Source organism: Pantoea sp. 9140 (genome assembly GCF_000745295.1).
Classification (GTDB): domain Bacteria; phylum Pseudomonadota; class Gammaproteobacteria; order Enterobacterales; family Enterobacteriaceae; genus Pantoea; species Pantoea vagans.
On the sequence record NZ_JQNO01000002.1, the window covers coordinates 98,902 to 111,630 of the forward strand.

At 53.7% G+C, this 12,729-nt stretch carries 16 protein-coding genes; 8 read left to right on the plus strand and 8 right to left on the minus strand.

Annotated features, from left to right (window positions below; all coding sequences use genetic code 11):
• The first annotated feature begins 225 nt into the window (after window positions 1-225).
• The 4 genes from FA92_RS19780 to FA92_RS19795 all read left to right on the plus strand — a co-directional run bounded on the left by FA92_RS19780 (window position 226) and on the right by FA92_RS19795 (window position 1,900).
• Window positions 226-519, plus strand: coding sequence for a hypothetical protein (locus FA92_RS19780; RefSeq protein WP_033784845.1), 294 nt, complete (start codon window positions 226-228; stop codon window positions 517-519).
• A 247-nt stretch (window positions 520-766) separates the two neighbouring features.
• Window positions 767-1,012 (plus strand): regulatory protein YcgZ, encoded by a 246-nt coding sequence (gene ycgZ, locus FA92_RS19785; protein ID WP_033735314.1) that lies wholly within the window; start codon window positions 767-769, stop codon window positions 1,010-1,012.
• A gap of 177 nt (window positions 1,013-1,189) precedes the next feature.
• Complete coding sequence (locus FA92_RS19790) at window positions 1,190-1,483, plus strand: hypothetical protein (protein ID WP_013196458.1); 294 nt, start codon at window positions 1,190-1,192, stop codon at window positions 1,481-1,483.
• A gap of 162 nt (window positions 1,484-1,645) precedes the next feature.
• On the plus strand, window positions 1,646-1,900 hold the full coding sequence (locus FA92_RS19795; RefSeq protein WP_013196459.1) for a biofilm/acid-resistance regulator YmgB/AriR: 255 nt from the start codon (window positions 1,646-1,648) through the stop codon (window positions 1,898-1,900).
• Between the two features lie 287 nt (window positions 1,901-2,187).
• Here FA92_RS19795 and FA92_RS19800 read toward each other — a convergent pair whose 3' ends face one another.
• Window positions 2,188-3,108 carry an AraC family transcriptional regulator gene (locus FA92_RS19800; protein ID WP_033784847.1) on the minus strand — a complete coding sequence of 307 codons (921 nt, stop codon included), beginning with the start codon at window positions 3,106-3,108 and terminating at the stop codon, window positions 2,188-2,190.
• A gap of 104 nt (window positions 3,109-3,212) precedes the next feature.
• Between FA92_RS19800 and FA92_RS19805 the strand changes: the two genes are divergently transcribed.
• Window positions 3,213-4,076 (plus strand): oxidoreductase, encoded by an 864-nt coding sequence (locus FA92_RS19805; RefSeq protein WP_033784848.1) that lies wholly within the window; start codon window positions 3,213-3,215, stop codon window positions 4,074-4,076.
• 638 nt (window positions 4,077-4,714) lie between these two features.
• Here FA92_RS19805 and FA92_RS19810 read toward each other — a convergent pair.
• Window positions 4,715-4,909: a hypothetical protein gene (locus FA92_RS19810; RefSeq protein WP_033784849.1), complete on the minus strand. Its 195-nt coding sequence runs from the start codon at window positions 4,907-4,909 to the stop codon at window positions 4,715-4,717.
• Between the two features lie 411 nt (window positions 4,910-5,320).
• Here FA92_RS19810 and FA92_RS19815 point away from each other — a divergent pair, with 411 nt between their 5' ends.
• On the plus strand, window positions 5,321-6,337 hold the full coding sequence (locus FA92_RS19815; protein WP_033784850.1) for a substrate-binding domain-containing protein: 1,017 nt from the start codon (window positions 5,321-5,323) through the stop codon (window positions 6,335-6,337).
• Window positions 6,338-6,473: 136 nt separating this feature from the next.
• On the opposite strand, the gene FA92_RS19820 is transcribed toward FA92_RS19815, so the two are convergent.
• Window positions 6,474-7,358 carry a LysR family transcriptional regulator gene (locus FA92_RS19820; protein ID WP_033784851.1) on the minus strand — a complete coding sequence of 295 codons (885 nt, stop codon included), beginning with the start codon at window positions 7,356-7,358 and terminating at the stop codon, window positions 6,474-6,476.
• A gap of 99 nt (window positions 7,359-7,457) precedes the next feature.
• On the opposite strand from FA92_RS19820, the gene FA92_RS19825 reads away from it, so the two are divergent.
• The gene (locus FA92_RS19825) at window positions 7,458-8,183 is read left to right on the plus strand and encodes an SDR family oxidoreductase (RefSeq protein ID WP_033784852.1); all 726 of its coding nucleotides are present in this window, start codon (window positions 7,458-7,460) and stop codon (window positions 8,181-8,183) included.
• 39 nt (window positions 8,184-8,222) lie between these two features.
• Here FA92_RS19825 and FA92_RS19830 read toward each other — a convergent pair whose 3' ends face one another.
• The 4 genes from FA92_RS19830 to FA92_RS19845 all read right to left on the minus strand — a co-directional run bounded on the left by FA92_RS19830 (window position 8,223) and on the right by FA92_RS19845 (window position 11,438).
• Window positions 8,223-8,963, minus strand: a complete 741-nt coding sequence (locus FA92_RS19830) for a YoaK family protein (RefSeq protein WP_013196467.1) — start codon at window positions 8,961-8,963, stop codon at window positions 8,223-8,225.
• Window positions 8,964-9,174: 211 nt separating this feature from the next.
• Window positions 9,175-9,504: a DHCW motif cupin fold protein gene (locus FA92_RS19835; protein ID WP_013196468.1), complete on the minus strand. Its 330-nt coding sequence runs from the start codon at window positions 9,502-9,504 to the stop codon at window positions 9,175-9,177.
• A 25-nt stretch (window positions 9,505-9,529) separates the two neighbouring features.
• Complete coding sequence (locus FA92_RS19840) at window positions 9,530-10,222, minus strand: aspartate/glutamate racemase family protein (protein WP_033784853.1); 693 nt, start codon at window positions 10,220-10,222, stop codon at window positions 9,530-9,532.
• 67 nt (window positions 10,223-10,289) lie between these two features.
• The gene (locus FA92_RS19845; RefSeq protein ID WP_033785157.1) at window positions 10,290-11,438 is read right to left on the minus strand and encodes an MFS transporter; all 1,149 of its coding nucleotides are present in this window, start codon (window positions 11,436-11,438) and stop codon (window positions 10,290-10,292) included.
• Between the two features lie 136 nt (window positions 11,439-11,574).
• On the opposite strand from FA92_RS19845, the gene FA92_RS19850 reads away from it, so the two are divergent.
• The gene (locus FA92_RS19850; protein WP_033784854.1) at window positions 11,575-12,078 is read left to right on the plus strand and encodes a MarR family transcriptional regulator; all 504 of its coding nucleotides are present in this window, start codon (window positions 11,575-11,577) and stop codon (window positions 12,076-12,078) included.
• An 8-nt stretch (window positions 12,079-12,086) separates the two neighbouring features.
• Here FA92_RS19850 and FA92_RS19855 read toward each other — a convergent pair whose 3' ends face one another.
• Window positions 12,087-12,689, minus strand: coding sequence for a helix-turn-helix transcriptional regulator (locus FA92_RS19855; protein ID WP_033784855.1), 603 nt, complete (start codon window positions 12,687-12,689; stop codon window positions 12,087-12,089).
• Window positions 12,690-12,729: the final 40 nt, after the last annotated feature.

Here is a 12,729-nt window from a genome sequence, read left to right on the forward strand (position 1 = left end):
GCCTGAATCAGTCTCACAAAATGAGAAAAGTAGTAATGGCATAAAAATAGCATTCAACTACGCTTTGCCATCCACAAAATGAGGTTGCGTTACCGGACGACACTCACGCAACAGATGCAGCATTTTCACAATTAAAACAATCTTATTGATAGGACGAATTAATTAAGCCTGATGAATTTTTTGCTACAGTTAATGTTACTTACCGCAATCACCCAGGAGGATATTTTGTATTTTTCCAGCGACGAAAAAGCGAATGTCATCATTGGCGAAGCCGCAATGAACCTGTTTAATGCTGGTCAGGAAGTGAACGTTGAACTGCTGATTAAAGAGCTACAGGTTATGGCTGCCTCTGAAGTGAATGAGTATCGCCTTGAGCAGATGCAAACTGCACGTCAATGGCTGACGGGATTCAAAACAATTGGTTCACGCACTACCGGTCCGGCAAACTGGCTATCAAGAAATGCGGGTATCGAACCGGCTATCAGCGCCTCTGCTGATGATATTTTCTTCAAGCATTAACAAAACTGCTTACCTTCTGCCGGCCTGAATAATCAGGTCGGAACTCCGGAGGGCTTGTTGTTGTACAGGAATATGGTACAATTTTCACCTCGTCACCACCTTCTCGTAACGCCCTGTTTTAAAAGCTTTAGCACTTTTTGCATAAAAAAAATCATTCCAAAAATCCAAAATCCTGTACAAGTTTTAAAAAGATGTATAACTTGCGCATCAGGAATGCTATACATTTTCACCATCTGAGGAAATCACCATGCGTCAGAACGGACAAGGCCCGGAAACGATCAGCGATATTGCCCGTTACTTCAATCAGGCCAGCTCACCTTCGCAACAGGAAACACTGGGCTCGGTAGTAGTCGAAATTCTGCGCGCAGGTCATAGCCTCAGTCGTAAAGCAATTTGCAGCAAATTATTGAGCCGCCTTGAACTGGCTGCGACGCCAGAAGAAGAGAGCCATTTGCATGAATTAATCGCGATGCTCTTTCGTCGCGAAGATTAATACCCGCTTACGGCTTCAGATATTTCTATCGTCGCCTGCTCTTAGCCAACATTCAGGAAGATTTACCCACAGGAACGAAGCCCAGTACTGCTTAGCCGTATCTGGTGCAACAAGTTGCACCCGCTGACGTATACGGACCCGCAGCATGGCCATTGATTCGTAATCAGAGAAGCCAGTATGTACAGAAGTGAAGATGAGAAACTGACAGATGTCATGATCGGTGAAGCCGTACTGACATTGCTCAAGTCAGACAAACCAGTGTCGAGTAACGCCTTAATCGCACAGCTTGAACTCATGGCTGCTAATGCCGATGACGACTCAAAAGTGTCTGTGATTCGCAAAGCCATCACTGAAGTTCGAAATGGCATGGTCGCCGCGCGTAAACGTGCGCAGGGCGAGAGTGCTGAACGTGATAAGACGGCGCACCGTATGAACAGCGATGGCCCACCTGATGGGTCTAAGAAGCACTGATAAAGGGTATTGCGTGCCTGTCAGACACGGCTGGCAATAAGCGAAGCGGCAGCCTTTAAGCGAAATTTTTTTGGCTGGCTGGGCAAAACGAAAACAGCGTCTACACTCGTTTTTGACTTCACCCATTGCGTATAACGAATTTTCCTCAGAGAAAGAAAAATCATGCAACACTCTTCATCAGATTTATCCATCATTGATTATTTTCGTAGTGAAGGCGATTTGCTGGCACCGGAAACCGAACTGCTGGGCGCAGTAATTCGTGACATCGTGGCTGATCAGGGACGTGTGACTAACAAAGCGATAATTCTTTATCTGATCGCCGAACTGGAATGCACTTCCGACGTGATAAGACTGGATGTGTTGCGCAGAACGCTGGAAATTGTGGTTGGCCGTACTCCTGACGATAGTGACATCTGATTATCTCTCCTGCGTTATCGGTGATAACGCAGGATCAGTAAGATGAATACTCTGCTTTCAGGCAATTTTTGACGAAGAGCTATAACCCACCTGCTGAGTACTCAACGCCCAACCGTAGTTGCAAGTCATATTGACGGCCGCAATGGCCATAAACAGCCCTGGCGTAGCCATGCTTTCCCGAGCAAAATCACCCTCTCAGCCTCCCCAGGACGCTCGTATTACTGTATTGGGTAATAATCCGCGCGAATGTTATTTATTTACTGGTAACAGATCACACTCTCTCCTTACTAATGCGATGATACAAATACCGGCGTTTGCTGCACGGGCGGAACAGAAAAGTGACGCTGCATGCGTTTTATCTCCTCTGCCGGGGGCAAACCAAACAAACGTTTAAATTCACGATTAAACTGCGACGCGCTTTCATAACCCACAGCGTAACCTGCCGCGGAAGCGGTCATCTGCTGGCGTACCATCAGCATGCGCGCCTGGTGCAGGCGTACCGATTTCACATACTGCATCGGCGGCATCCTGATAATGGCTTTAAAGTGAAGATGAAAGGTCGGGATGCTCATGCCCGCTTCCCCTGCCAGTTGCGTCAGGGTCAACGGCTCTGCATAGGTGGCGTGGATATGCTTTACCACTTTCCCTATTTTGCTGAACTGCCCCTGCATAGCCAGCGCGGCACGCATGGCGTTGCCCTGTTCGCCCGTGAGTACACGGAAGTAGAGTTCACGCAGTCGTGCATGTCCGAGTATCGCGGTTTCTAGCGGACTGTTCAGGGCTTCAAGCAGACCCAATACGGCGCCCTTAACCGTGTCGTCCATCTGACTCGACATCATACTTTGCGGCGCGGCGGGAGGATGTGAAGCATCATGCTGGTCGATCTGCAGGATAAGTTCAGCCGCGAGCTGAAAATCCAGATGCAGGTAAATAGCCAGCAGAGGATGCTCTGCTGACGCGTCGGTTTCCATGGTAAACGGCACAGGAACCGAGACCGCCAGGTAGTGCTGCTCATCATATAAATAGGTCTGCTGGCCAAAGTAACCCCGCTTGCTGCCCTGGCAGACAATCACAATGCCCGGATCATATAGTACGGGTGTTCTGGCAAGAGGACGGTCGGCGCGCAGAATTCGCACACCAGGCAAGGCCGTCAGGTTATACCCTTCATGCGGCGCAAGGGCTTTAATCAGGGCAATCATTCCGGACATCACAGCACCTCATAAGATCAGGCAAGAAAACGAGAAGATACGGCCTGAAAATGCATCAGCAGTGAGAATACCATGCAATCTCAACGGTTCATGGGAGTTCTTTTATGTCATCTTTAAAAACAATCTTAATTACTGGTGTCAGCAGTGGCTTTGGTCTGGCACTGGCGCGCGAAGCCCTCCATGCCGGGCATCGGGTCATTGGTACCGTGCGTAACCGCGAAGCACTGCAAACTTTTGAGGCGCTTGATGCACAGCGTGCCGTGGGCCGCCTGCTGGATGTCACGGACTTTGCGCGTATTGATGAAGTTGTCAGGGAGGTTGAGTCCACAGTCGGTCAGATAGATGTACTGGTGAATAACGCAGGTTACGGCCATGAGGGCATTATGGAAGAATCCTCCCTGGCAGAAATGCGCCACCAGTTTGACGTGAATGTTTTTGGCGCAGTGGCAATGACCAAAGCGGTCCTGCCGGGTATGCGTGAACGCCGTCGCGGGCATATCATCAATATTACCTCGATGGGCGGATTCATTACTTTGCCCGGCATCAGCTACTACTGCGGCAGCAAGTTTGCGCTAGAGGGAATTTCAGAAACGCTGGGCAAAGAACTGGCTCCGTTCGGCATACACGTCACCGCCGTGGCACCCGGCTCATTCCGCACCGACTGGGCGGGACGTTCGATGATACGCAGCGCCCGCACTATTCCGGACTATGACACTCTGTTCGGGCCCATTCGTCAGGCCCGGGAGGAAAAAAGCGGGAAACAACCCGGCAATCCCGTAAAGGCTGCTCAGGCTATGCTGGCATTGCTGGAAAGCCCGAACCCACCCGCGCATCTGTTGTTAGGCAGTGATGCCCTGAGTCTGGTTCGGCAAAAACTTGCGTCAATGCGTCAGGAAATTGATCGCTGGGAGAATCTCACGCGTTCAACCGATGCTGAGCCGTTGCTGAAACAGAGCGTAAAGCCCTGAACGATGATGGCCCGTGACACTAACGGCCATCATTTCTGGCGTTCCGCACAGGATAAAGGATCAGATTCAGGTGCAGAGTCTGTGCGCCGCCTTAGCGGACATTAACGGGTGCTCAACTGGCTGCCGCATCCACCGGAATGTCGCAGCCAGCTGATCTCGTTGTGTTAACCGTGTGAGATGGAGTGATTAAGCTGGCAGTAGCGATGGTAAATTCTGTGCTGGCACTGGAGCGTCGTCTGCCCGGCAACGCAGGACATTCTTCCGGTCATAATCATTACTCAAATCAAACATAGTCAGAACTGTATAAGTAACAACTGAAGCAGAAGAAAACGCTGCCTCAGCGCGCTGATATTGCAGATATTTCCATTAATACCTTAGATTAAAATCTCACGAAGTATTTATTCTGAATAAAGATTCTGGCCGATGCAGTTAATTACTGCGTTGTCATTTCAGGCTAAAAAAGCTAATTCTGACTAAATTTAAAAAACAGAAATATAACCGATCTGAAATTAGAACTCTTCAGCTGGAATATTTTTAAGCTCTGTTTACTGCGTCTTATTCTCAGTTAAGGCGGCACTGCGGAGTGATGGCTGGAGGGGGAAGGTTCTGGATGGCGCCCGCTATCGGCGCCATCAACCTTAATGCATTTTGCGGGTAAAAAAGCTGATTGCTTCCTGACACAATGCTTTCAGTTTGCTGTCACGCGTCTCTTCGCTCAGGCGAAACAGAGCGTCCGTAATGTCGTGAAAGTGAACCGGCTCTCCCGCCTTGATCAAATCACTGACGACCGCGCCAACCAGTGCACGGATCTCGTTATCGTTGTCGTACTTCACACGACCTCCCGATGGTGTATGCATATACAGTCTAACATTATCGGGTGTCAAAAAACAAAAAAGCCGTCTTAACGGAAATATAAGCGAAGCGGCAAACAGGCTATAAAATACCCAGACCAGGATTTGAACTGACGTTATTTAAGTCAGCACCGTGTGCCTGCCAGTAAATAGTCAAAAGAGTGTTATCACTGCCAGAATCTGACCTTGCTAATACCCGAAGTGAGCCGATCATTTATATCGTTTAACGGAGTCCTGAGTTTGGGGTTTATAAAATCCGTTATTCGTGTCCCCGGTGCCGCATTTTCACGCTGACAGCCAGCGATGCTTTGAACAACGTGTTTCAGTTGAAGCGAAGCTGTTAGCCAGTATTATGATAAAACTCTGGTTATCCTCTGCTGTCGCGAGTCCTGCATGGCTAAATTCACCCTCAAACAGATCGCTGCCCAATCGGGGCTTAGCCTTGCCACTATCGATCGTGCCCTGCATCAGCGCGGCAACGTTCACGCGCGCACTCAGCATCGGATTCAGCAGGCGATAGCGGACCTGGAACTGATGCAAAAAGCCGGGCTCGCCAAAGGCAGAACGATTTACTTTGACGTCATCATGCATACCCCTGACCGCTTTCAGCCACTGATACGTGAAGCGCTCAGCAGTCAGATCGCCAGCTTTACTGCTTTCAGACTTCAGCTGCGTTTCCACTTTGGCGCGAATCTCACAGCGGAGGCCATTAATGCGCTGCTGAACAAAAAAGCGCTTCACAGTCACGGTGTCATTCTGAAAGCGGCCTGTTCCGATGAGCTGAATCCCACTATTGAATCGCTCCTGAAACAACGCGTTCCGGTGGTCACCATGATGAGCGATTTACCCGGCAGTGCGCGCCTGCGCTATATCGGCATGGATAACTCTGATGCCGGTAAGGTGGCGGCTTTTCTGATGTCAAAATGGCTGCGGGTCAGCCGTTCGCATATTGTGGCGGTGACCGGCAGTCGCGATTTCATGGGTGAACAGGAGAGAATCCAGGGTTTTCAGCGTGCGATGCAGCAGTTTGCGCCTCAGCATCAGGTGAGTGTGGTGGCGGGTGGTTATGGTATTGACGCGCGGATGCATCAGTCGGTGACGCAGTTTTTGCAGAGCCATCCGGACACGGATGCGGTCTATACGGTCGGCGGCGGTAATCCCGGCATCCTGCGCGCGTTTGCCGAACAAAAGCGGCATGTGAACGCCTGTATTGGTCACGATCTCGATCAGGAGAATTGTTCCCTGCTGCAGGCGGGTAAGATTGATGCGCTGATCGAGCACAATTTACAACTCGACGCATTACACGCTTTCAGAACACTGCTGGAGTTTCATGGCTTTATGCCCGCCTCCGAACCGCCTGCGCCCTACTCTAAAATCAATATCATCACCCGATACAACATGACAGCCTGAAGCACTGACACCCCGTAACCCCGCATGACACCATGACGTACATTGCGATTGCGGAGTCTTTGAATGGCTCTCCGGTTGAACGGCTCAGGTTGGTCAGCGATCACCCCTATCCGCGCTAACTAACCGGAGGCCTTTCTCACAGCCTGACGTGATCGATCAACGCCCTGAGTTTAGGGGCCAGATTTTTACGGCTGGGAAAATAGAGATAAAACCCGGCAAAGGTGGGTAACCACTCATCCAGCACCGTCACCAGTTCGCCGCGCGTGATGTAAGGCTGAAAGGTCTCTTCCATGCCAAAGCTGATGCCGCCCCCGGCGCAGGCGGTGCGGATCATCACCCCCATGTCGTTGGTTGTCAGCTGCGGATTGACAGCAACATCAAACTCCCGTCCCTGCTCAGCAAACTCCCAGCGATAAGGCGCCAGGCCTGGCCCTTTCCGCCAGCCGATGCAGCGATGAGTGACCAGCTCTTCAGGATGCTGTGGCGTGCCTGCACGCGCCAGATAAGAGGGTGATGCTACCGCCACCTGACGCTGCGCAGTAGAGACCGGCACCGCAATCATATCCTGCGCGATCACCTCGCCCAGCCGCACGCCTGCGTCATAGCCCTGCCCGACAATATCAAACTCGTCATCGGTCACGGTGATATCCAGCTCAACCTGCGGGTAGGCGGTAATAAAGCTCGCCAGCAGTTCGCCTCCCAGCATCCGCTCAGCAATCGAGGAGATCGCCAGCCGCAACTGACCACGCGGCTCGGCCGCCAGCTCGGCAATATCGGTGACGGCGCGGTTAAGCTGGTTGATCGCCGGAGCCACCTCCGCATAGAGCCGCTGTCCGGCTTCTGTCAGCTGAACTGAGCGTGTGGTGCGCTGCATCAGTGAGATGTTAAGCCGGTCTTCCAGACGCCGCAGGCTCTGGCTGATCGCCGGTCGGGTGACGCCAAGCTGTTCCGCTGCCAGACGGAAATTTCGGGTCTGCGCCACAATCACAAAAACTTCGAGAGCATTCTTGTCCGCATTCATTGGTCAGATTTGGTTACCAGTCCGTAAAGTATCAGGTGGATTATCTTTATAATCCAGCCGCCGTATGATCGCCAGTGACAACCTGACTGGAGAGACAAAATGACGCAGAAAGTGATTTTAATTACCGGTGCCTCAAGCGGTATCGGTGCAGGCATCGCACGTGAACTGGCAAAAACCGATGCCATTCTATTACTGGGCGCACGGCGCGAAAGCCGTCTGGCCGCGCTGGCTGAGGAGCTGCGGTTTAATGGCGCTGAGGTGGCGATCAAAGCGCTGGACGTTACGCACCGCGAAGATGTGGCGCAGTTTGTGGCATTTGCGCTGGAGAAGTGGGGACGGGTTGATGTGATGATCAACAATGCCGGGATTATGCCCCTGTCACCCATGGCCTCACTCAGGGTCGAAGAGTGGGATCAGATGATCGATGTAAACATCAAAGGCGTGCTGTATGGCATTGCGGGGGTTCTGCCGACCATGCTAGCCCACCAGCGCGGACACATCATCAATATCGCATCAATCGGTGCGCTGGCCGTGTCGCCCACGGCGGCAGTTTACTGTGCCACCAAGTTTGCGGTGCGGGCGATTTCTGACGGTTTACGGCAGGAGAACAGTCAGCTGCGTGTGACCTGCGTCCATCCCGGTGTGGTCGAGAGCGAGCTGGCCTCAACCATTACCGACCCGACAGCTGCCGAGGCGATGCAGCATTATCGCGCTATCGCGCTGCAACCGGATGCCATTGGCCGCGCCGTGCGCTATGCGATTGAGCAGCCTGAAGAGGTGGATGTAAACGAGATTGTCGTGCGGCCAACCCGCACACAGCAGTAAGCAACCGGCCCGCTGCGCGATGTGCAGCGGGCCGGAATATCAGTAAAGGCTTCTGCGGGTTCGCTGCACGGTAACGGCAATGGCCGTCAGTGCTACCAGCATCAGAAACACGCCCAGGCCAACCATCGCGTTAAACCCATAGGTTTTAAACAGCAGCAGCCCGGCGATACAGCCGCTCAGGAAGGAGAATACCGTGGTCAGATGGGTATGCAGAACCTTCTGGAAGAAGCGACGATCGTCGGTTTCCAGATGCACAGCATGAGACGTATGCGCAAAAATCCACGACCCCAGCGCTATGCCCGCATCGGTCAGCGTGCCGGTAATGTGGGTCGATCTGACGCGGCCATTGGAGAGCTGTGTCGAGGTCGCATTGTGAATACCCATCAAAAAGCCCAGCATTATCAGAACTTCCCCGTTAAAGCTTGGCCGGTAGAACACGATCTCAAAGATCGATGCCGCCGTTAGCGCCGCGCCTTCTGCCAGAATAATCAGACAGAAAATAGTGCGTAACTTATGCCTGATCCCCACCACTACCGCCAGCCGGGCTACGGTACAGCCCAGTACAAAGGCAACAATCAGCGCCATCAAAAACAGCATAGTGTGAAGATCGCTGGTGGTGACTTCCTGAGATATCTGCGAGGTGTTACCGGTCATATGCGACGGGAAAAATCCGAACGCGCCCAGCGCCATGGCATTAAGGATGCCAGCGGTGGTCGCCAGCACCAGCGCCAGCAGTCGGTCTTCGGTATGTGAACGAACTTTCTTCTTTTTTATCAGCACAGGCTTCCCCACATCAGGTGAATGCAAAACGTTCTTATAAGGCTTCAAGCATACAACCTGATGGGAATTATTCCTGTCAGAACCAGATAACTCTGATGAAATAAGCCATTAATTTTGCTGATTTTTATAAAGCAGATTCAGTTTACTTTTAAAAGTGTCAACGACGCGATGATCCACCACCGGGCGAGCCCTGCTAAAGCAGATAACAAATTCAGTCGACGATAAAGAGTTGCGCACCTGTCGTTGTAAAAGAACGATGCGGTTCAGCCTCATCCGCAACCTGATAGCTCACGCCCGGAGTCAGCACGAAACGGCGGCCATCTGCCAGTTCAGTGTGCAACTCGCCCGCCATGCAGAGCAGAATATGACCCTTGGTGCACCAGTGGTCGGCGACATAGCCTGGCGAGTAGTCGACCATGCGAACCCGGATGTCGTTAAATTTCATGGTTCGCCAGGTCGCCTGCCCTTGTTCGCCGGGATGAATCGTCTCTGCAACCTGATCCCACTGCGTCAGGCCAAACGGCAGATTATCTATTTTCATGCGATTCCCCTGTTGAGGATGAATGTTAAGTCAGCGCCTGGATAACGGCCTCTTGCGCGTGGATCAGCGTGGTATCAAACAGCGGCACGCTGGCATCGGAGGCATCAACCAGCAGGGTAATTTCGGTGCAGCCCAGAATAATGGCCTCAGCCCCCTGCGCCACCAGTGACTGCATAATCTCCCTGTAGCGACGACGCGACGCGGGATTGATTTCGCCCAGACAAAGCTCGTGGTAGATCACCTCATGCACAAACAGACGATCCGCTTCATCGGGCGTCATCACTTCAAGACCGAACTGCTGCTGAAGACGCCCGCGATAAAAATCCTGCTCCATAGTGAAGCGCGTCGCCAGTAATCCGACCTTACGTATCCCGGCCTGCTGAATGCGCCGTCCGGTGGCATCGGCAATATGCAGCAGCGGTATGCCTGTTGCAGCGCTGATTTGCGCCGCCACTTTATGCATGGTGTTGGTACAGAGCACGATGAACTGCGCGCCAGCCCGTTCCAGATTGCGTGCCGCATCAGCCAGGATCTCGCCCGCCTGCTGCCATTCGCCCACAGCCTGAAGCTGCTCTATGCGCTGGAAGTCGACGCTCCAGAGCACCAGCTCCGCTGAGTGCAGGCCACCCAGTTGCTGTTTAACCTGCTGATTGAGAATGCGGTAATAGAGCGCGGTAGATTCCCAAGACATGCCGCCTAACAGACTAATAACTTTCACACTGCACTCCGGTTCGAGGGGGTTTATTCCAGCATGCCAGATCGCCATTGAACGGCAACGGCTTTGTTCAGGCTGCCCTGTTTTGCGCTCTGAAGCGGCAGGCCATCGCCATCAGCAACACGACGCCAGCGCTCATGATCAGCCAGGCCTGATTAAGAGTCGCACTGCTGTCACGCACCCAGCCCGCGACCAGCGGCATCAGCGCCGCAATCAGGTATCCGCCACCCTGCACCCTGGACAGCAGAACCGCCGCTTCCCGGGCGCTGCGCGCATGATCCAGCGTAACAATCAACGACAGCGGAAACAGTGCGCCGATGCCCGTACCCAGCAACAGCGCAGAGAGCAGCGGCATCGTATTCGGGTAAAACACAAGGCTTAGCAGCCCTGCCAGTAACAGGACCAGCACGCCGAGCAGCAGCGGACGGCGATCGGGAAAGCGATGTAAGGTTGCTGTGACGATGAAGCCTGCCACCACTTCGGTTAACGTCAACGCGGCGAGAAGATAGCCACTGTGGCGCGCACTCCAGCCCAGCTGAATATAAAATGGCGGCAGCCACGCCAGAACCAGCGTGTAAGCCCCGGTGCCAATGCCGAAAAAGAGCGTCAGCAGCAATGTTCGCGGCGCTGGCAGCGTCATTGCCTCAGACGCCAGGCTCACCTGCGGCGATCGCCTGACTGCACTCAGCCAGATTAACAGCGCTATCAGCGTTAACCCGCCGGAGAGCGCCAGCGCGGGTTGCAGACCCAGCATTGAAAACAGCGGTTCGGCACTGGCTGCCGTCAGCGCTGCGCCCGCCATAATCCCGGTGCTGAACAGCGCCATCAGCGTCGCCGCTGCGTCAGCAAAACGTTGCCGGATCAGCGCGGGCATCATTGCCTGGATTACGCCAATGCCTGCGCCACCGGCCAGCGCGGTAAGCATCAGCTGAGCGGAGGTCAGGTTAAGGCCGCGCCACAGGCAGGCCACCGTCAGACAGAGCAACCCGATGGCAATGCCGGTTACCGGCCCGAAGCGGGCGATCAGCCACGGCCCGAAGAGTGCCGCCAGCCCCATCATCGCCACCGGCAGTGCGGTCAGCAGACTGAACACCGTCGCCGACAACCCGGTTTGCTGTTGCAACACCGGAAACAGCGGGCCGATAATAGCCAGCATTGGCCGCAGATTGAGTCCGACCAGAAAAACGATCGCGGCAAACAGAGTGGGGAAAATTTTCATCATGCAGGCTCAGCCAGAAATTGACGATGACAGCACCGTGCTGTCACTATTTATCTTAACGTTAAGATAAATTTCGTCCACTGTTAAGAGGCTGAGCACAACCCGACAACATAACCCCGACATTTGCAGGTGATTTATGCATGACCATATTGATTTCGTTGTCAGCCAGTGGGACAACGCGATGCCCGACCTGGACACCGCTTCCATGCGTATCTTCGGCAGGATGCTGCGGCTGATGAAACATCTTGCAAAAGCACGCAGTGAGGCACTGGCGCCGTTTGGTTTTCAGGAGGGTGAATTTGATGTGCTGGCGACTCTGCGACGGGCGGGATCTCCTTATCGGCTGTCACCCACGCAGCTCTACCAGTCGCTGCTGGTGACCTCCGGCGCAATGACAAATCGCCTGAACCGGCTGGAGCAGCAGCACCTGATTGAACGTGTTGCTGCGCCAGATGATAAGCGCAGCATGCTGGTTGGGCTGACGCCGCACGGTCAGCAGCAGATTGAGCAGGCACTTCGTGCACATACCGCCATTCAGGAGGCGGTGCTGGCACCGCTGGCCGCATCAGAGCGCGCCGAACTGGAAGGGTTACTGAAAACGCTGCTACTTGCCTTTCCCGGCGAGGCAACAGCCGAATAAAAACGCCGTCAGCGCTGCAGTTCCGCCACCGTCATGGTGAAGATAACGGGCTGGTCATCGGCACTGGCATAGGCATGGGGCATATCGGTACGGGCCACCGCTGCACAGCCCTGCTGAATCACCAGAGTCTGCTCACCCACGGTTAATGCCAGTGTGCCCTGCTCGACGTGCAGCAGTTCCAGCGTACCCGACGAGTGGCCGGTGGAACTGAACGCCTCGCCTGCAAACATCTGCCAGCGCCATAGCTCGATCATATCCGGCCCACGGGTGCCGGCCAGCAGCTGCGCACTCCCACCCTGCTCACCCTGCCACAGTACGGGCATTTCGCTGTTTTCAATCAGCCAGGCGTCAGGTGAATGGGAGATGCTAACGATATCCGCTACCGAGACGCGCAGTGCGGCAGCTATCTTGCAGAGAATGGCGATGCTGGGATTGGCAGCGCCCTTTTCGATTTCAACCAGCATCCCTTTACTGACGCCTGCCCGGCGGGATAACTCATCCAGCGAGAGTTTCTGGCTTTTGCGCCAGCTTTTTATGCGGTCTGAAACTGCCTGACTGACAGTGGCGACATCAGCACCTGCATCGGTCGATATATTGACTTTTTTGGTCATCGGTCATTACTATGAAATAAATTAGTCACTGAGAGAGTAT